This is a genomic window from Variovorax atrisoli 110B (assembly GCF_000382045.1).
Lineage (GTDB): Bacteria > Pseudomonadota > Gammaproteobacteria > Burkholderiales > Burkholderiaceae_C > Variovorax > Variovorax atrisoli.
Map to the genome: position 1 here is coordinate 551,021 of NZ_KB907450.1, position 17,873 is coordinate 568,893.

The window sequence follows — 17,873 nt, forward strand, 5'->3', positions numbered from 1 at the left end:
GTACCTGACCGAGCGACGCCTTTCCCCGAAAAGCAAGGACTCCGATGCTGCTTACTGTCATAGCCTTTGTAGTTGCACTCGGTGTCCTGATCGCGGTGCATGAGTACGGCCATTACCGCGTCGCGGTGGCCTGTGGCGTCAAGGTGGAGCGTTTCTCCGTCGGTTTCGGCAAGGCGCTTCTCCGATGGGAGCCGAAGCGGCAGCATCCGGGCCAGAAGACCGAGTTCGTGATCGGCGCATTTCCCTTCGGCGGCTACGTCAAGATGCTCGACGAGCGCGAAGGTCCCGTTGCGCCCGAGGAACGCCACCGCGCCTTCAATACCCAGCCCCTGCGTTCGCGTGCGGCCATCGTGGCGGCCGGGCCGATCGCCAACCTGCTGCTGGCGGTGGTGCTCTACACGGCGGTCAACTGGATCGGCGTGCAGGAACCTGTTGCCACGCTGGCGCGCCCGGTGGCGGGCTCGATCGCCGAATCGGCCGGCCTGAAGGGCGGCGAGCACATCACCCGTGCCGGTTTCGACGGCGACCTGACGCCGGTCCAGTCCTTCGAGGATCTGCGCTGGCGCATGACGCGCGGTGCGCTCGACGGCCGGGACCTGACCATCGAGGTCGCGGGCGAGGGCGGTCGGCCTGCACGTGAACTGGTGCTTCCGCTGAGCCGCATGGAGGCCAGAGACGCCGATCCGCAGATGTTCCGCAAGATCGGCGTGCTGGCACCCCTGACCCGGCCCGAGATCGGAGAGGTCATGAAGGGCAGTGCAGCCGAGTCGGCCGGCCTGCTCAAGGGCGACGTGGTCCGTGCCATCGGCGCCACGGCGATCATCGACGGCCAGCAATTGCGCGAAGCGATCCGCGCATCGGTCGACAACGGCCAGCCGCGCACGCAGGCCTGGGAGATCGAGCGCGGCGGCCGTTCGCTCACCATCGACGTGAAGCCCGAGGTTCGCGAAGAGGGCGGCGCCAAGGTGGGGCGTGTGGGCGCCTATGTCGGCGCACCGGCTGAAATGGTGACTGTGCGCCAGGGGGTGATCGATGGCATCTGGCGTGGCGTGGTGCGCACCTGGGAGGTGTCCGCGCTGACCGTTCGCATGATGGGCAAGATGGTCATCGGCGAAGCGTCGATCAAGAATCTCAGCGGTCCTCTCACGATAGCCGACTACGCGGGCAAGTCCGCGAGCCTCGGATTGACGCAGTACCTGGTGTTCCTGGCGCTCATCAGCGTGAGCCTCGGGGTGCTCAATCTCATGCCGCTGCCGGTCCTCGATGGAGGACACCTGATGTATTATCTTTGGGAGGGCCTGACCGGCAAGAGCGTCTCCGACGCCTGGATGGAACGGCTTCAGCGCGGGGGTGTGGCCCTGTTGCTGGTCATGATGTCGGTCGCACTCTTCAACGACGTCACGCGGCTCTTTGGTTAACTTTCTGCCGGCCCTTTCCGTGCCGGCTCAATTCACAGATGAACAAAAACTTCAGTCGCTTTCGCCTGCGTAGCGTTGTCGCGGTGGTTGCAAGTGCGCTTGCAGCTTCGGCCGCCTGGGCCGTCGAACCCTTCACGGTGCGCGACATCCGCGTCGAAGGTCTGCAACGCGTCGAGGCCGGTACGGTCTTCGCGTCGCTGCCGCTGCGCGTGGGCGATACCTACAGCGACGAGCGCGGTTCCGCCGCCATTCGCGCGCTGTTCGATCTGGGGTTGTTCAAGGACGTTCGCATCGACGTGAACGGCAACGTGCTGGTGGTCATCGTGGAAGAGCGCCCGACCATCGCCGATGTCGACTTCGTCGGCACCAAGGAGTTCGACAAGGCCGCGCTGCAGAAGGCGCTGCGCGAAGTCGGCCTTGCCGATGGCCGGCCCTACGACAAGGCTCTGGCCGACCGCGCCGAGCAGGAGCTCAAGCGCCAGTACGTGAGCCGCAGCCTGTACAACGCGCAGGTCGTGACCACCGTCACGCCGATCGAGCGCAACCGCGTCAACCTGACCTTCACCGTGACCGAAGGCGAATCGGCCCGCATCCGCGAAGTGCGCGTGGTGGGCAACAAGGCCTTCAGCGAATCGACTCTGCTGAGCCTGTTCGACCAGGACAGCGGCGGCTTCATGAGCTGGTACACGAAGTCGAACCAGTATTCGCGCACCAAGCTCAACGCCGACCTCGAAACCCTGCGCTCGTACTACATCACGCGCGGCTATCTCGAGTTCCGCATCGACTCGACCCAGGTCGCTATCTCGCCGGACCGCAAGGACCTGACGGTGACCGTCAACATCACCGAAGGCGAGAAGTTCGTGGTGTCGAGCGTCAAGCTGGACGGCAACTACCTCGGCCGCGACGACGAGTTCAAGTCGCTCATCACCATCAAGCCGGGTGAGCCCTACAACGGCGAACAGGTCACCGAGACCACCAAGGCCTTCAACGACTACTTCGGCACCTTCGGCTACGCCTTCGCGCGCGTGCAGGCGCGTCCCGAGATCGACCGCGTCAACAACCGCGTGGCCCTCACGCTGCAGGCCGAGCCCTCGCGCCGCGTCTACGTTCGCCGCGTTTCCGTCGGCGGCAACAACAAGACCCGCGACGAGGTGATCCGCCGCGAATTCCGCCAGTACGAGGCCTCCTGGTACGACGGCGACAAGATCAAGCTGTCCCGCGATCGCGTGGACCGCCTGGGCTTCTTCACCGAAGTCAACGTCGACACCCAGGAAGTGCCCGGCTCGCCGGACCAGGTGGACCTGACCGTCAGCGTGGTCGAGAAGCCCACCGGCAGCCTGCAGCTCGGCGCCGGCTACTCCAGCGCCGAAAAGGTCGCGCTGACTTTCGGCATCTCGCAGGAGAACGTGTTCGGCTCGGGCAACTTCCTGGGCGTGCAGGTCAACACCAGCAAGTACAACCGTACGCTGTCGTTGACCGCGACCGATCCGTACTTCACGGCGGACGGCATCTCGCGCACGTTCAGCATCTATCACACGACGACGCGTCCGTACCAGACCTCCACCGACGGTGACTACAAGCTGGTGAACCAGGGCGCCTCCATCCGTTTCGGCGTGCCGTTCAGCGAAGTCGACACCGTCTTCTTCGGCATCGGCCTGGAGCGCTATGCGTTCGACCCGAACAGCTCGACTGCTTTCTCCGGCTTGTATACGCCGCCGTCGTACCTCAATTACTTCGGATGCCAGAAGGACGCCACGGGCCTGCTGGTGGTGAACTGCAGCCAGAAGAGCGTCTGGGGCGTCCCGCTGAGCGTCGGCTGGGGCCGCGACAGCCGCGACAGTGCCCTGATCCCGACCACAGGTCGCCTGCAACGTGCCAACCTCGAAGTCGGCGCCGCCGGCGACATGAAGTACGTCAAGACGAACTACCAGTACCAGCAGTTCTTCGCGATCAACAAGCAGTACACCTTCTCGATCAACGGCGAAGTCGGCTATGCCAAGGCCTTCGGCAACAAGGTCTACCCGATCTTCAAGAACTTCTACGCGGGTGGCCTGGGTTCGGTGCGCGGCTTCGAGCAGAACTCGCTCGGCCCGCGCGACGCCCCGCTGTTCCTCCAGAGCGAAGGCGCGGCCATCGGCGGTACGAAGAAGGCGATCTTCAACGCCGAGCTGAGCACTCCGTTCCCGGGTGCCGGCAACGACCGCACCCTGCGTCTGTATGGCTTCTTCGACATCGGCAACGTGTTCGGCACCCGGGCGCCCGGCGTGACCGACGAGCAATGGAGTGCCGAGAAGAAGCTGCGGGCCTCGGTCGGCCTGGGTATCAGCTGGATTTCGCCGCTGGGTCCGCTGCGCCTCGCCTATGCCTTCCCGGTCAGGTCCCAGAAGGAAGTGGGACAACCCTTCACGGCAGGCTATATCCCCAAGGATAGAATCCAGCGCCTCCAATTCCAGATCGGAACGTCTTTCTAAATGAAGCATTTGATTCGCGCCGCGGCCGGCGCGTTGTTGATTCCCGTTTTTGCACTTGGCGCGGCTCCGGCCCAGGCGCAGGAAACCTTTCGCATCGGCTTCGTGAATCCGGACCGCGTGCTGCGTGAGGCGCAGCCGGCCAAGAACGCCCAGGCGAAACTCGAGGCGGAATTCCTCAAGCGCGAGAAGGACCTGACGGCGCAGGGCGATGCCCTGAAGGCCGCATCGGAAAAATTCGAGCGCGAGGCGCCGACTCTGGCCGAGTCGCAACGTGTCGCCCGCCAGCGCGCGCTGGTCGATCAGGACCGCGATTTCCAGCGCAAGCGCCGTGAGTTCCAGGAAGACCTGAACGCGCGAAAGAACGAGGAGCTCCAGCAGGTCTACGAGCGCGCCAACCGCGTGGTGAAGCAGGTGGCTGAAGCCGAGAAGTACGACGCCATCCTGCAGGAAGCGATCTACATCAATCCGAAGCACGACATCACCGACAAGGTGATCAAGGCGCTGAACGCGTCCGTCGCTTCTCCTGCGCCCGCGGCCGGCAAGTAACGCCGCGAACCGGCGTGTCACTGCAGCTCGGAGCCATTGTCGACGCCCTCGGGGGCGAGCTTCATGGCGATGCGGCGCTGCCCATCGAGCGGCTTGCGCCGCTCCAGAATGCGCAGCCCGATGCGCTCAGCTTCCTGAGCCATCCCAAATACCAGCAGGAGCTGGCGGCCTCCAAGGCCGCCTGCGTGATCGTGTCGCCCGCCATGCGGGAGGCGGCCGCGGCGCGCGGTGCCTACATCGTCACGCCTGATCCGTATCTCTACTTCGCCCGTCTCACGCAGCTCTGGAAGTCGCATCACGCGCGTCCGGAGGCCGACCTCATCCATCCCAGCGCGGTGATCCACCCTGAAGCGCAGGTCGACGCCACGGCGCGCATCGGCGCGCTGTGCGTGGTGGAGCGGGGCGCCCGCATCGGTGCGGGCACCGTGCTGAAGTCGCGCGTGACGGTCAGCGAGGACTGCTTCATCGGCGAACGATGCCTGCTGCATCCAGGCGTGGTGATCGGTGCCGACGGCTTCGGGCTCGCCCCGCACGAGGGGCGCTGGGTCAAGATCGAGCAGCTCGGCGCGGTGCGCATCGGTAACGACGTCGAGATCGGCGCCAACACCTGCATCGACCGCGGCGCGCTGGACGACACCGTCATCGAAGACGGCGTGAAGCTCGACAACCTGATCCAGATCGGCCACAACGTGCGGGTCGGCAGGAACACGGCCATGGCGGGTTGCGTCGGCGTGGCCGGCAGCGCGAACATCGGTGCCGGATGCACCTTCGGTGGCGGTGCCATCGTGCTGGGGCACCTGACCGTCGCCGACGGCGTGCACGTGTCGGCCGCGACCGTGGTCACCCGTTCCATCCACAAGGCCGGCCAATACACCGGCATGTTTCCCATCGATGACAATGCGAACTGGGAAAAGAATGCGGCAACGCTCAAGCAGTTGCACAGCCTGCGCGAACGACTGAAGGCGCTGGAGAAGGCTCCCTCGAAAAAATGACGACGATGCAGGAACAGAAAATCATGACGACGACGCTCGATATCCATCAAATCCTCAAGCTGCTGCCTCACCGCTACCCGTTCCTGCTGGTGGACCGCGTGCTGGACATGGAAAAGGGCAAGCGCATCACGGCGCTCAAGAACGTGACGATGAACGAGCCGTTCTTCAACGGCCACTTCCCGCACCGCCCTGTGATGCCGGGCGTGCTGATGCTCGAAGCGATGGCGCAGGCGGCGGCGCTGCTGTCGTTCCATTCGCTGGACATCGTGCCGGACGACAACACCGTCTACTACTTCGCCGCGATCGACGGTGCCCGCTTCAAGCGCCCCGTGGAACCTGGCGACCAGCTGACCCTCGAAGTCGAGATCGAGCGCATGAAGGCGGGCATTTCCAAGTTCAAGGGCCGGGCCCTGGTGGGCAGCGAACTCGCCTGCGAGGCGTCGCTGATGTGCGCCATGCGCCAGATCAACTGATGGCCGGCCGCAGCCAGTCGCTCATCCACAAGGCATGACCCAGGTTCACTCGACGGCCATCGTCGACCCCCAGGCACAGCTCGACGCCTCGGTGTCGGTCGGGCCCTATGCCGTGATCGGTCCGCACGTGCGGATCGGCGCGGGCACCACCATCGGCGCGCACTGCGTGATCGAGGGGCGCACCACCATCGGGCGCGACAACAGGATCTTCCAGTTCTCGTCGCTCGGCGCCGTTCCGCAGGACAAGAAATACGCCGGCGAGCCGACCGAGCTCGTCATCGGCGACCGCAACGTGATCCGCGAGTTCTGCACCTTCAACCTCGGCGTGCCCGGGGCAGGTGGCGTGACGCGTGTCGGCAACGACAACTGGATCATGGCCTACACGCACATCGCCCACGACTGCCGTGTGGACGACCACACCACGCTGGCCAACAACACGACGCTGGCCGGGCACGTGCACCTGGCCGACTGGGTCACGGTCGGCGGGCTCACGGGCATCCACCAGTTCGTCTCCGTGGGCGCCCACGCCATGCTGGGCTTCGCGAGCGCGGTCACGCAGGACGTGCCGCCTTTCATGCTGGTCGATGGCAATCCGCTGGCGGTGCGCGGCTTCAACATCGTCGGCCTGCGCCGGCGCGATTTCTCCGCCGAGCGGATCGCGGCGGTGAAGCAGATGCACCGCCTGCTGTACCGCCAGGGCAAGACGCTCGACGAGGCGCGGGCAGGCATCGCCGCACTCGCGACCGAAATGCCCGAGGCGGCCGGTGACGTCGCGCTGATGGAATCCTTCCTCGCCAATTCGACGCGCGGCATCGCGCGCTGAAGTGACGGCCATGCAGAACGACGGACAGCGACGCTTCGCGCTGGTCGCGGGCGAAGCGTCCGGTGACCTGCTCGCCGGCCTCCTGCTCGACGGCCTGCTGGCGCGCTGGCCTGATCTCCAGAGCGCCGGTATCGGCGGCCCACGCATGCTGGCCCACGGCTTCCAGAGCTGGTGGCCGCAGGAGAAGCTCGCGGTGCGCGGCTACATCGAGGTGCTGCGGCACTACGCCGAGATCGCCGGCATCCGCCGGCAGCTCAAGGCGCGGCTGCTGCAGGAGCGGCCTCAGCTCTTCATCGGCGTCGACGCGCCCGATTTCAACCTCGACCTCGAGGCCGGCCTGCGCAGCCAGGGCATGAAGACGGTGCACTTCGTCTGCCCGTCGATCTGGGCCTGGCGGCCCGAGCGCATCGAGAAGATCCGCGCCGCAGCCGACCACGTGTTGTGCATCTTCCCCTTCGAGCCCGAACTGTTGGCGGAGAAGGGGGTCGCCGCGAGCTATGTCGGCCATCCCGTCGCCAACGTCATTCCGATGGTGCCCGACCGCGCCGGCGCGCGTGCGGCGATCGGCCTGGCGCCCGATGCGCCGGTCGTGGCCCTGCTGCCGGGCAGCCGCCGTTCGGAGATCCGCTACCTGGCCGCCCGCTTCTTCGCCGCTGCGGCGCTGATGCAGAAGGAGCGACCGGCGCTGCAGTTCGTGGCTCCGATCATCCCGGGCCTGCGTGCCGAAGTCGAAACCCTGCTGCGGGCCAGCGGCATGGCCGGCCGCGTCACGCTGCTCGACGGCCAGTCGCATGCCGTGCTGGCCGCCTGCGACGCCACGCTGATCGCCAGCGGTACCGCCACGCTCGAGGCGGCGCTGTTCAAGCGGCCGATGGTCATCGCCTACAACATGAATGCGCTCTCTTGGCGCCTGATGCAGCGCAAGCAGCTGCAGCCCTGGGTGGGATTGCCCAACATCCTGTGCCGGGACTTCGTGGTGCCCGAGTTGCTGCAGGAAGCCGCCACGCCCGAGGCACTTGCCCGCGCCACCCTCGACTGGCTCGATGCGCCGGAAAAGACCCGGGCACTGCAACAAAGATTTTCAGAGCTGCATGTGCAATTGCAGCGCGATACGCCCACACTTTGCGCCGATGCGATCCAGAAAGTTCTTGAAGGCTGAGCAGGCCCCGCTGGCGTGGGATGCGCCCGGCCTGATCGCCGGTGTCGACGAGGCGGGCCGGGGCCCCCTGGCCGGGCCGGTGGTGGCGGCCGCCGTGATCCTCGACGACCTGCGGCCTATCCGCGGTCTCGCGGATTCCAAGACGCTCACGGCCCTGCAGCGCGAACGCCTGCACGACCAGATCCTGGCCAAGGCGCTGTGCTGCTCCATCGCGCAGGCCACCGTCGAGGAGATCGACACCCACAACATCCTGCAGGCGACCATGCTGGCGATGCGCCGGGCCGTCGAGGGGCTGCGGCTCAGGCCGGCGAAGGTGCTGGTCGACGGCAACCGCCTGCCGACGCTCGACGTGCTGGCCGAGGCCATCGTCAAGGGCGATGCGCGGGTCAAGGCGATCTCGGCCGCGTCGATCCTCGCGAAGGTGCACCGCGACCGGCTTTGCGAGCAGCTGCACGTCGAGTTTCCGCACTACGGCTTCGCCGGCCACAAGGGCTACGGCACGCCCGAACACCTGGAGGCCCTGCAGCGCCATGGCGCCTGCGTGCACCACCGCAAGTCTTTCAGCCCGGTGGCGGCGGCGCTGGCACGTACCGGTGGAACCTTGAAGGTGGCGCTGCCCGTCGAAACCGACGGCCAGCCGCCGATGGGCCTCGGCGCCATCGAAGTGTCGCGGCCCGAGCTTCGCGCAGCCCCCTGAGCCTTGCCCCGATGACTTCCGACACCGGCGCCAGCCACATCAGCTCGCGCGACAACCCGCTCCTCAAAGACCTGCGCAAGCTCGCGCAGGACCCCGGCGCCTATCGCAAGCTGGGACGGATCTGGCTCGAAGGCGATCATCTTTGCCGGGCTGCGCTGGCGCGGGGCGTCAAGCCCGCCGTGGCGGTGTTCTCGGAGTCGTTCTGGCCCAAGGCGCCGGCCGAGTGGTCGGCTGGTGCTATCAAAACCGTAGTGGTTGCCGACAACCTCCTGCGCGACATCAGCGGCCTGGAATCGCCGGCGCCGATGGGCTTCGTGCTCGATGTGCCGTCTCGGCCCGAGCTGCTTGCAGATGCGCCCAGCGTCGTGCTCGACCGCCTCCAGGACGCCGGCAACGCCGGCTCCATCCTACGCAGCGCCGCGGCGTTCGGCTTCACCCAGGTGATAGCGCTCAAGGGCACGGCGGCGCTGTGGGCGCCCAAGGTGCTGCGCGCCGGCATGGGGGCGCATTTCGGCCTGCGGCTGATCGAAGGCGCGGACGCCGACGCGCTCGAAGGCCTGAAGGTACCGCTGGTCGCCACCAGCTCCCACCGCGGCGACTGGCTGCACAGGGCCGAATTGCCCCATCCATGCGCCTGGTTGATGGGACATGAAGGGCAGGGCGTCTCGGCGGCGCTGGAGGCACGGGCTTCGCACCACATCCGGATCGCCCAGCCAGGCGGTGAGGAGTCGCTGAACGTGGCCGCCGCGGCCGCGATCTGCCTCCATGCGAGCGGAGCAGCCCTGCTGGCCAAATAACACACCCAGTCCGGGCTACAATCGGGGGCTTACTCGCAAATCAGCGTCGCCCGGCCGCCTACAACGCCATCTTCCCCTTAAGCAGCAGTCCCCAGGCACGCGCCTGAGGCTCCGGGCGACCGTAACCATCCGGAGAACCCAGTGCTTTTGTCTCTCAAGGGAAGTTTCCCGCCCGCCATCCTGGCGCTCGCAGACGGCACGGTCTTTCTCGGCAACTCGATCGGAGCCACCGGCTCCACGACCGGTGAAGTGGTGTTCAACACCGCCATGACCGGCTACCAGGAAATCCTCACCGACCCGAGCTACTGCCAGCAGATCGTGACGCTCACGTATCCGCACATCGGCAACTACGGCGTCAACGGCGAGGACATCGAAGCCGACAAGATCCATGCCGCGGGCCTGATCATCAAGGACCTGCCCCTCGTCGCCTCCAACTTCCGCAAGACCGCCACGCTGACCGAGTACCTCGTGTCCGGCAACACCGTGGCCATCGCGAACATCGACACCCGCAAGCTCACCCGCCACCTGCGAACCAACGGCGCGCAGAACGGCTGCATCCTGGGCCTGGCCGCGGGCGAGACCGTGACGCAGGCGCTGATCGACAAGGCCATCGCCTCCGCCAAGGCCGCGCCGAGCATGGCGGGCCTCGACCTGGCGAAGGTGGTGTCGGTCAAGCAGACCTACGAGTGGACCGAGACCGAGTGGAAGCTGGGCGCGGGCTACGGCGTGCAGATCACGCCGCGCTTCCACGTCGTGGCTTTCGACTACGGCGTCAAGAAGAACATCCTGCGCATGATCGCCCAGCGCGGCGCGCGCATCACCGTGGTGCCGGCGCAGACGCCCGCGGCCGACGTGCTCAAGCTCAAGCCGGACGGCATCTTCTTGGCCAACGGCCCCGGCGACCCGGAGCCCTGCGACTACGCCATCAGCGCCGTCAAGGAGCTGATCGAGACCGGCATCCCGACCTTCGGCATCTGCCTGGGCCACCAGATCATGGCGCTGGCCTCCGGCGCCAAGACCTTCAAGATGAAGTTCGGCCACCACGGGGCGAACCACCCGGTGAAGGACCTCGACAACGGCCGCGTGAGCATCACCAGCCAGAACCACGGTTTCGCGGTCGACGAGAAGTCGCTGCCGGCCAACCTGCGTCCCACCCACATCAGCCTGTTCGACAACACGCTGCAGGGCCTGGCACGCACCGACAAGCCCGCCTTCTGCTTCCAGGGCCACCCCGAAGCCTCGCCGGGCCCGCACGACATCGGCTACCTGTTCGATCGCTTTACGGCACTCATGGAAAAGAACAAGACGGAAAAGACGGAGAAAGAGAATGCCTAAGCGCACAGACCTCAAATCGATCCTCATCATCGGCGCCGGCCCGATCATCATCGGCCAGGCCTGCGAGTTCGACTACTCCGGCGTGCAGGCCTGCAAGGCGCTGCGCGAAGAAGGCTACAAGGTCATCCTGATCAACAGCAACCCCGCGACGATCATGACCGACCCGGCCACGGCCGACGTCACCTACATCGAGCCCATCACCTGGCAGACGGTCGAGAAGATCATCGCCAAGGAGCGTCCCGACGCGATCCTGCCGACCATGGGCGGCCAGACCGCGCTGAATTGCGCGCTCGACCTGTGGCGCAACGGCGTGCTCGACAAGTACACGGGCGCATCCACCAACAAGCCCGTCGAGCTGATCGGCGCCACGCCCGAAGCCATCGACAAGGCGGAAGACCGCCTGAAGTTCAAGGACGCGATGACCAAGATCGGACTGGGCTCGGCCCGCTCCGGCATCGCGCACTCCATGGACGAGGCCTGGGCGGTGCAGAAGCACGTTGGCTTCCCGACGGTGATCCGCCCCAGCTTCACGCTCGGCGGCACCGGCGGCGGCATCGCCTACAACCCGGAAGAGTTCGAGACCATCTGCAAGCGCGGCATCGAAGCCTCGCCGACCAACGAGCTGCTGATCGAAGAGTCGCTGCTCGGCTGGAAGGAGTACGAGATGGAGGTCGTGCGCGACAAGGCCGACAACTGCATCATCGTCTGCTCCATCGAGAACCTCGACCCGATGGGCGTGCACACCGGCGACTCGATCACCGTGGCACCCGCGCAGACGCTGTCCGACAAGGAATACCAGATCCTGCGCAACGCCTCCCTGGCCGTGCTGCGCGAGATCGGCGTGGACACCGGCGGCTCTAACGTGCAGTTCTCGATCAATCCGAAGGACGGCCGCATGGTCGTCATCGAGATGAACCCGCGCGTGTCGCGTTCGTCGGCGCTGGCCTCCAAGGCCACCGGCTTCCCGATCGCCAAGGTCGCGGCCAAGCTGGCCGTGGGCTACACGCTCGACGAGCTGCGCAACGAGATCACCGGCGGCGCCACGCCGGCGTCGTTCGAGCCCTCGATCGACTACGTCGTCACCAAGATCCCGCGCTTCGCCTTCGAGAAGTTCCCGCAGGCCGATTCGCGCCTCACCACGCAGATGAAGTCTGTGGGCGAGGTGATGGCCATGGGTCGCACCTTCCAGGAGTCGTTCCAGAAGGCGCTGCGCGGCCTCGAAGTCGGCGTCGACGGCATGAACGAGAAGACGCAGGACCGCGAAGTGCTCGAGAAGGAGCTGGGCGAGCCCGGCCCCGAGCGCATCTGGTACGTGGGCGATGCCTTCGCCCAGGGCATGAGCGTCGAGGAAGTGTTCGCGCTCACGAAGATCGACCCGTGGTTCCTGGTGCAGATCGAGGAGATCGTGAAGATCGAGCTCGAGCTGGAAACCAAGTCGCTCGACGACATCGACGCCGCCACGCTGCGCCTGCTGAAGCAGAAGGGCTTCTCCGACCGCCGCCTGGCCAAGCAACTGCGCACGACCGACACTGCCATCCGCGAAAAGCGCCGCGCCCTGGGCGTGCGCCCGGTCTACAAACGCGTGGACACCTGCGCGGCCGAGTTCGCCACCAACACGGCCTACATGTACTCGACCTACGAGGACGAGTGCGAGGCCGATCCGAGCGACAAGAAGAAGATCATGGTGCTCGGCGGCGGTCCCAACCGCATCGGCCAGGGCATCGAGTTCGACTACTGCTGCGTGCACGCCGCGCTTGCCATGCGCGAGGACGGCTACGAGACCATCATGGTCAACTGCAACCCCGAGACCGTGTCGACCGACTACGACACGTCCGACCGCCTGTACTTCGAGCCGCTGACGCTGGAAGACGTGCTCGAGATCGTCGACCGCGAAAAGCCCCTGGGCGTGATCGTGCAGTACGGCGGCCAGACGCCGCTGAAGCTCGCGCTCGACCTCGAGGCCAACGGCGTGCCGATCATCGGCACTTCGCCCGACATGATCGACGCCGCGGAAGACCGCGAGCGCTTCCAGAAGCTGCTGCACGAGCTCAAGCTGCTGCAGCCGCCGAACGCCACCGCGCGCACCGAAGCCGAGGCGCTCGAGAAGGCCTCCGAACTGGGCTACCCGCTGGTGGTGCGTCCGAGCTACGTGCTGGGCGGCCGTGCGATGGAAATCGTGCACGAGCAGCGCGACCTCGAGCGCTACATGCGCGAGGCCGTCAAGGTCAGCAACGACTCGCCGGTGCTGCTCGACCGCTTCCTGAACGACGCGGTCGAATGCGACGTCGACTGCCTGCGCGACGCCGAGGGCCAGACGCTCATCGGCGGCGTGATGGAACACATCGAGCAGGCCGGCGTGCACTCGGGCGACTCCGCCTGCTCGCTGCCTCCGTACAGCCTGAGCGCCGAGACGGTGGCCGAGCTCAAGCGCCAGAGCGCCGCCATGGCGGCCGCGCTGAACGTGGTCGGCCTGATGAACGTGCAGTTCGCCATCCAGCAGAAGGACGGCAAGGACGTCATCTACGTGCTCGAAGTGAACCCGCGCGCATCGCGCACCGTGCCCTACGTGAGCAAGGCCACCGGCATCCAGCTCGCCAAGGTGGCGGCACGCTGCATGGCCGGCCAGTCCCTGAAGTCGCAGGGCATCGAGAAGGAAGTGACGCCGCCGTACTTCAGCGTGAAGGAAGCCGTGTTCCCGTTCGTCAAGTTCCCGGGCGTGGACACCATCCTCGGCCCCGAGATGAAGTCGACCGGCGAAGTGATGGGCGTGGGCAAGACCTTCGGCGAAGCCTTCGTGAAGTCGCAGCTGGGCGCGGGCACGCACCTGCCGAAGTCGGGCAAGGTCTTCATCTCGGTGAAGAACAACGACAAGGCACGTGCCGTCGAAGTGGCGCGCGGCTTGGCCAAGCTGGGCTTCGAACTGATCGCGACCAAGGGCACGGCCGCTGCCATCAACGCCGCAGGCATCGAGTGCGCGACGGTGAACAAGGTGACCGAAGGCCGTCCGCACATCGTGGACATGATCAAGAACAACGAGATTGCCTTGGTCATCAACACGGTGGAGGAGCGCCGCAACGCCATCACCGACTCGCGCCAGATCCGTACCTCGGCGCTGCAGGCCCGCGTGACCACCTTCACCACGATCTTCGGCGCCGAAGCCGCGGTGGAAGGCATGGGCTTCATGGACGAGCTCGGCGTGATCTCGGTGCAGGAAATGCACGCGCAACTGGCTGCGGCCTGAGCGTCATCGCGACCATGGAAACGCAGCTCGTCGAACTCGGCCTGACCGACTGGAACGCGGCCACGCCCAACGAGGCGTGGATCGCGGAGCTGGAGGCGGGCAAGGTGCTGTACTTCCCGCGCCTGGGCTTCGAGCTGCTGCCCGAAGAGCGCAGCCTGCTCACGCCCAGCCTGCTGTCGCCCGACGTGCGCAACATCAGCCTCGACGCCAACGGCAAGCTCAAGGGCGCCGTGGGTGACGAGACGGTGCAGCGCAAGGCGGCAGCGATGGTGGGGCGATTCAGGGCGCAGGCCACGCAGCTCATCCACGGGCTGCTGCCGCACTATGCGCCGGCCCTGCGGCTCGCGCCGACCAGCTACAGGCCGGCACAGGTCGAGACGCGCGTGCAGTCGTGGCGTGCCGACGACCGTCGCTTGCATGTCGATGCATTCCCGTCGCGGCCGAACTACGGCGAGCGGATCCTGCGCGTCTTCACCAACGTGAACCCCGACGGCGCACCGCGGGTGTGGCGCGTGGGCGAGCCTTTCGAAGACATCGCGAAGCGTTTCCTGCCGCGCGCCAAGCCTTACTCGCGCCTGCAGGCGAAGCTGCTGCAGGCGTTGCACGTCACCAAGTCGTTCCGCAGCGAATACGACCACCTGATGCTGCAGCTGCACGACGGCATGAAGTCGGACATGGCCTACCAGGAAAACTCGCCGCAGGAAACTGCGAAGTTTCCGCCGGGTTCGGTGTGGGTCTGCTTCTCGGACCAGACTTCGCACGCCGTGATGGCCGGCCAGTTCATGCTGGAGCAGACCCTCCACCTGGATGCTTCCAAGCAATACAATCCGGCTTCGAGCCCGCTCGCCATCCTGAGCCGGCTGACAGGACGGACGCTCGTCTGAGCGCAGTCCCCCATCGACCGCCGAACGGCAGCGTTCGGCGGTTTCGCTTTATGGAGAGAAAACTAGACATGGCGACCATCCCCATCACCAAGCGCGGCGCGGAGAAGCTGCGCGAAGAACTGCGCCGGCTCAAGTCGGTGGACCGTCCTGCTGTCATCAATGCGATCGCCGAAGCGCGCGCGCAGGGTGACATCAGCGAGAACGCCGAATATGAATCCGCCAAGGATCGCCAGGGCTTCATCGAAGGCCGCATCCTGGAGATCGAGGGCAAGCTTTCCGCATCGCAGGTGATCGATCCCAGCGAGCTCGACGCCGGCGGCAAGGTGGTTTTCGGCTCCACCGTCGAACTCGAGGAAGAAGACAGCGGCGATGCCGTCAAGTACCAAATCGTGGGCGAGGACGAGGCCGACCTGAAGCAGGGCCTGATCAACGTCTCCAGCCCGATCGCCCGCGCGCTGATCGGCAAGGAAGAGGGCGACACTGCTGAAGTGCAGACGCCCGGCGGCCTCAAGCGCTACGAGATCGTGGCGGTCAGTTACGTCTGATCGCGGCGCGCATGAAGGACCTGAAGGATCGTATTGCGCTGATTCTGGCCGCCTTCTGGTGGGGCAGCCTGACGACGATCGGCTTTCTGGTCGTGCCCATGCTCTTCGCGAAGCTGGGCAACCCGTCGGTGGCGGGTAATTTCGCAGCGCAGCTGTTCGAGGCGCAGAGCTGGATCGCCATCGCCTGCGGGGTGATCCTGCTGATCCATTTCCGCTCCAAGGCCGACGAACGGATGAGCGGACCGGCGATGACGACCATCTTCTTCATCCTGGGTGCGCTGCTGCTGGCGCTGTTGCAGCAGTACGCGGTGGCACCGCGCATCGTGGCCCGCGAGAACCTCAAGCTGTGGCACGCCATGGGCACCGGGATGTACTTCTTGCAGTGGCTGTGCGCCGGCGTGGTGCTGTGGCGCATCGGGGGCCGCACGGCAGGCTGAAGCGACGGCGGAGCAAGAAAAAAAGGCGGCCCGGGCCGCCTTTCGCTTTTTGCCTGTCGCTTCCTACTCTTTCCAGTATTCCGCGACCCAGCGAGCCGGCTTGATGAAGCGGAATGCCCGGTTGCGGCGGCCCGCCAGCGCGTCCGGCGGGTTGCATTCGCCGTGGAACACCATGATGCGGGCGCCTTCGGGCACGAAGGGCTCTTCCCAGTAGTTGGTCGGCCAGGTCGGGATGCCGTGGTACTTGAAGCTCGGGCACCAGCCGTCGGGCCAGTAGGCCAGCTTGCCCTGCTTGTGGAGCACGTCCGACAGGTAGGTCTGCTCGTTGCGGTATTCGGCCTGGACCTTGTCCATGTTGGCCCGGAAATACGCCAGCACATCGGCATGGGCGCCGAGCTCGAAGCGATAAACCGAGGAGTTGCCCGTGATCCGGCCGCGCCGCCAGGGACGGTCGTAGTCGTGGATGATCAGGAACTCGCCCGGCTGCTCGAAGAAGGCGTCCAGGCTGCCCACGACGACCACGTCGAGGTCGAGGAAGAGTGCGGGGCCGCGCAGGCCGTGCAGGTCCTTCTCGAAGGTGGTGAGCTTCTTCCAGGCGCCATCGCGCTGGCCGGGGGCCAGGTGCAGGTTCAGCGGCGGAATCGGCAGGCAGGTCACCTCGGGACGCACGCCGTTGCCATCGTCGGTCAGGCAGACGAACTTGAAGTCGCCGCTCAGGTGGCGGCGGACCATCGCGTACAGCCGGTTGACGTACTCGGGGCCGTACTTCGTGCCCCACTTCATGCAGAGGATGTGGCGCTGAGCGCCTTCGGCGGCTGCCACCAGGCTTAATCCGCCTGGTTGCGCTTCTTGGCCGACAGCGGCCGCTTCGCCTTGGCGCGCTTGATGGTGCCACCCGGGGTGAGGCGCTGGTTGCCCAGAACGCGCAGGGTCTTGATTTCAGGGCGCTGGCCGCCGCGCTTGCTGTACTTGACGATCTTCACGTCGCGCGGGCCGGGCATGCGGTCTTCGTCGACCACGCGTTCCTTCTCGGGCTTCGGGCGCCACAGCACGAGCAGCTTGCCGATGTGCTGGATCGGGGCGGCATCGAGTTCGTCGGCCAGTTCGCGCAGCATGGCGTCGCGGGCCAGGCGGTCGTCGGAGAAGACGCGGATCTTGATCAGGCCATGGGCCTTGAGCGCCGCGTCGGCTTCCTTCTTCACGGCAGGGGTGAGCCCGTCTCCACCGACCATGACGATCGGATCCAGGTGGTGAGCTTCGGCGCGATGCACCTTGCGCTCGGCAGGGGTAAGTTGAATGGCGGGCATCCCCGTATTATCGACCCGTACACGAAGACCCCCATGAGCACCAAAGCCAAAAGCAAGAAAGTCAACAAGGCGTGGCTGCACGACCATATCAACGACCCCTATGTGAAGCTCGCCACGAAGGAGGGCTACCGGGCTCGCGCCGCCTACAAGCTCAAGGAGATCGACGAGTCGTTCGGCCTGATCAAGCCGGGCCAGCTGGTGGTGGACCTCGGCTCCGCCCCCGGCGCCTGGAGCCAGTACCTGCGCCGGCGCATGTCGCCGGGCGGGGCTGCCGCAGGTGAGCTGAACGGCACCATCATCTCGCTCGACCTGCTGCCGATGGAGCCCATCGAGGGCGTGACCTTCCTGCAGGGCGATTTCCGGGAGGACGACCTGCTGCAGCAGTTGCTCGGCGTGCTCGCCGGACGCAAGGCCGATCTTGTGGTTTCGGACATGGCGCCCAACCTGTCGGGCATCCATTCGGCCGACGCGGCCCGCGTTTCGCACCTGATCGAGCTGGCTATCGACTTCGCCCAGAACCACCTGAAGCCCGAGGGGGCGCTGGTGGCCAAGGTTTTCCATGGCAGCGGCTACGACGAGCTGGTGAAGCTCTTCAAGGCCAATTTCCGTGTCGTGAAACCTTTCAAGCCCAAGGCGTCGCGGGACAAATCGGCCGAGACCTTCCTGGTCGGGGTGGGGCTGAAGGCAGCGGATACGCCTTGATACCGGCCCGAGCAACATCCTTTGCGGTGCAAACCCATGTCAGGCT

General features: G+C 66.0%; 17 protein-coding genes. 15 read left to right on the top strand and 2 right to left on the bottom strand.

Going from position 1 to position 17,873, the window contains the following annotated elements:
- Positions 1 to 44: 44 nt before the first annotated feature.
- The 14 genes from rseP to G369_RS0102745 all read left to right on the top strand — a co-directional run bounded on the left by rseP (position 45) and on the right by G369_RS0102745 (position 15,818).
- Positions 45 to 1,418: an RIP metalloprotease RseP gene (gene rseP, locus G369_RS0102680; RefSeq protein ID WP_019652429.1), complete on the top strand. Its 1,374-nt coding sequence runs from the start codon at positions 45 to 47 to the stop codon at positions 1,416 to 1,418.
- A 38-nt stretch (positions 1,419 to 1,456) separates the two neighbouring features.
- Positions 1,457 to 3,889, top strand: a complete 2,433-nt coding sequence (bamA, locus tag G369_RS0102685; protein WP_019652430.1) for an outer membrane protein assembly factor BamA — start codon at positions 1,457 to 1,459, stop codon at positions 3,887 to 3,889.
- Complete coding sequence (locus G369_RS0102690) at positions 3,890 to 4,435, top strand: OmpH/Skp family outer membrane protein (RefSeq protein WP_019652431.1); 546 nt, start codon at positions 3,890 to 3,892, stop codon at positions 4,433 to 4,435.
- Positions 4,436 to 4,449: 14 nt separating this feature from the next.
- Positions 4,450 to 5,427 carry a UDP-3-O-(3-hydroxymyristoyl)glucosamine N-acyltransferase gene (gene lpxD, locus G369_RS0102695; protein ID WP_019652432.1) on the top strand — a complete coding sequence of 326 codons (978 nt, stop codon included), beginning with the start codon at positions 4,450 to 4,452 and terminating at the stop codon, positions 5,425 to 5,427.
- A 23-nt stretch (positions 5,428 to 5,450) separates the two neighbouring features.
- On the top strand, positions 5,451 to 5,900 hold the full coding sequence (gene fabZ / locus G369_RS0102700; protein WP_038113972.1) for a 3-hydroxyacyl-ACP dehydratase FabZ: 450 nt from the start codon (positions 5,451 to 5,453) through the stop codon (positions 5,898 to 5,900).
- Positions 5,901 to 5,934: 34 nt separating this feature from the next.
- Positions 5,935 to 6,723, top strand: a complete 789-nt coding sequence (lpxA, locus tag G369_RS0102705; RefSeq protein ID WP_019652434.1) for an acyl-ACP--UDP-N-acetylglucosamine O-acyltransferase — start codon at positions 5,935 to 5,937, stop codon at positions 6,721 to 6,723.
- A gap of 10 nt (positions 6,724 to 6,733) precedes the next feature.
- On the top strand, positions 6,734 to 7,882 hold the full coding sequence (lpxB, locus tag G369_RS0102710) for a lipid-A-disaccharide synthase (protein ID WP_019652435.1): 1,149 nt from the start codon (positions 6,734 to 6,736) through the stop codon (positions 7,880 to 7,882).
- Complete coding sequence (gene rnhB, locus G369_RS0102715; protein WP_019653463.1) at positions 7,854 to 8,579, top strand: ribonuclease HII; 726 nt, start codon at positions 7,854 to 7,856, stop codon at positions 8,577 to 8,579. The genes lpxB and rnhB overlap by 29 nt, the downstream gene beginning before the upstream one ends.
- 11 nt (positions 8,580 to 8,590) lie before the next feature.
- Positions 8,591 to 9,376 (top strand): TrmH family RNA methyltransferase, encoded by a 786-nt coding sequence (locus G369_RS0102720; protein WP_019652436.1) that lies wholly within the window; start codon positions 8,591 to 8,593, stop codon positions 9,374 to 9,376.
- Between the two features lie 141 nt (positions 9,377 to 9,517).
- The gene (carA, locus tag G369_RS0102725) at positions 9,518 to 10,711 is read left to right on the top strand and encodes a glutamine-hydrolyzing carbamoyl-phosphate synthase small subunit (protein ID WP_019652437.1); all 1,194 of its coding nucleotides are present in this window, start codon (positions 9,518 to 9,520) and stop codon (positions 10,709 to 10,711) included.
- Positions 10,704 to 13,952 (top strand): carbamoyl-phosphate synthase large subunit, encoded by a 3,249-nt coding sequence (gene carB, locus G369_RS0102730; RefSeq protein ID WP_019652438.1) that lies wholly within the window; start codon positions 10,704 to 10,706, stop codon positions 13,950 to 13,952. The genes carA and carB overlap by 8 nt, the downstream gene beginning before the upstream one ends.
- Before the next feature lie 14 nt (positions 13,953 to 13,966).
- Positions 13,967 to 14,836, top strand: coding sequence for a Kdo hydroxylase KdoO (kdoO, locus tag G369_RS0102735; protein ID WP_019652439.1), 870 nt, complete (start codon positions 13,967 to 13,969; stop codon positions 14,834 to 14,836).
- 68 nt (positions 14,837 to 14,904) lie between these two features.
- Complete coding sequence (gene greA / locus G369_RS0102740) at positions 14,905 to 15,381, top strand: transcription elongation factor GreA (protein WP_019652440.1); 477 nt, start codon at positions 14,905 to 14,907, stop codon at positions 15,379 to 15,381.
- An 11-nt stretch (positions 15,382 to 15,392) separates the two neighbouring features.
- Positions 15,393 to 15,818, top strand: coding sequence for a DUF4149 domain-containing protein (locus G369_RS0102745; protein WP_019652441.1), 426 nt, complete (start codon positions 15,393 to 15,395; stop codon positions 15,816 to 15,818).
- Positions 15,819 to 15,881: 63 nt separating this feature from the next.
- Here the strand turns inward: G369_RS0102745 and G369_RS0102750 are convergent, their stop codons facing one another.
- Both G369_RS0102750 and G369_RS0102755 read right to left on the bottom strand, forming a co-directional pair.
- Positions 15,882 to 16,601: a glycosyltransferase gene (locus G369_RS0102750; protein WP_099047469.1), complete on the bottom strand. Its 720-nt coding sequence runs from the start codon at positions 16,599 to 16,601 to the stop codon at positions 15,882 to 15,884.
- A 44-nt stretch (positions 16,602 to 16,645) separates the two neighbouring features.
- Positions 16,646 to 17,125: a YhbY family RNA-binding protein gene (locus G369_RS0102755; protein ID WP_019652443.1), complete on the bottom strand. Its 480-nt coding sequence runs from the start codon at positions 17,123 to 17,125 to the stop codon at positions 16,646 to 16,648.
- Positions 17,126 to 17,158: 33 nt separating this feature from the next.
- On the opposite strand from G369_RS0102755, the gene G369_RS0102760 reads away from it, so the two are divergent.
- Positions 17,159 to 17,827: an RlmE family RNA methyltransferase gene (locus G369_RS0102760; protein ID WP_019652444.1), complete on the top strand. Its 669-nt coding sequence runs from the start codon at positions 17,159 to 17,161 to the stop codon at positions 17,825 to 17,827.
- The last annotated feature ends 46 nt before the right edge of the window (positions 17,828 to 17,873 follow it).

Coding starts and splice junctions, on each gene's coding strand:
- kdoO (WP_019652439.1), top strand. CDS start 13,967: ATGGAAACGCAGCTCGTCGAACTCGGCCTGACCGACTGGAACGCGGCC.
- rnhB (WP_019653463.1), top strand. CDS start 7,854: ATGCGATCCAGAAAGTTCTTGAAGGCTGAGCAGGCCCCGCTGGCGTGG.
- G369_RS0102760 (WP_019652444.1), top strand. CDS start 17,159: ATGAGCACCAAAGCCAAAAGCAAGAAAGTCAACAAGGCGTGGCTGCAC.
- G369_RS0102755 (WP_019652443.1), bottom strand. CDS start 17,125: ATGCCCGCCATTCAACTTACCCCTGCCGAGCGCAAGGTGCATCGCGCC.
- G369_RS0102750 (WP_099047469.1), bottom strand. CDS start 16,601: ATGAAGTGGGGCACGAAGTACGGCCCCGAGTACGTCAACCGGCTGTAC.
- rseP (WP_019652429.1), top strand. CDS start 45: ATGCTGCTTACTGTCATAGCCTTTGTAGTTGCACTCGGTGTCCTGATC.
- G369_RS0102690 (WP_019652431.1), top strand. CDS start 3,890: ATGAAGCATTTGATTCGCGCCGCGGCCGGCGCGTTGTTGATTCCCGTT.
- carB (WP_019652438.1), top strand. CDS start 10,704: ATGCCTAAGCGCACAGACCTCAAATCGATCCTCATCATCGGCGCCGGC.
- lpxB (WP_019652435.1), top strand. CDS start 6,734: ATGCAGAACGACGGACAGCGACGCTTCGCGCTGGTCGCGGGCGAAGCG.
- fabZ (WP_038113972.1), top strand. CDS start 5,451: ATGACGACGACGCTCGATATCCATCAAATCCTCAAGCTGCTGCCTCAC.
- G369_RS0102745 (WP_019652441.1), top strand. CDS start 15,393: ATGAAGGACCTGAAGGATCGTATTGCGCTGATTCTGGCCGCCTTCTGG.
- lpxA (WP_019652434.1), top strand. CDS start 5,935: ATGACCCAGGTTCACTCGACGGCCATCGTCGACCCCCAGGCACAGCTC.
- bamA (WP_019652430.1), top strand. CDS start 1,457: ATGAACAAAAACTTCAGTCGCTTTCGCCTGCGTAGCGTTGTCGCGGTG.
- greA (WP_019652440.1), top strand. CDS start 14,905: ATGGCGACCATCCCCATCACCAAGCGCGGCGCGGAGAAGCTGCGCGAA.
- G369_RS0102720 (WP_019652436.1), top strand. CDS start 8,591: ATGACTTCCGACACCGGCGCCAGCCACATCAGCTCGCGCGACAACCCG.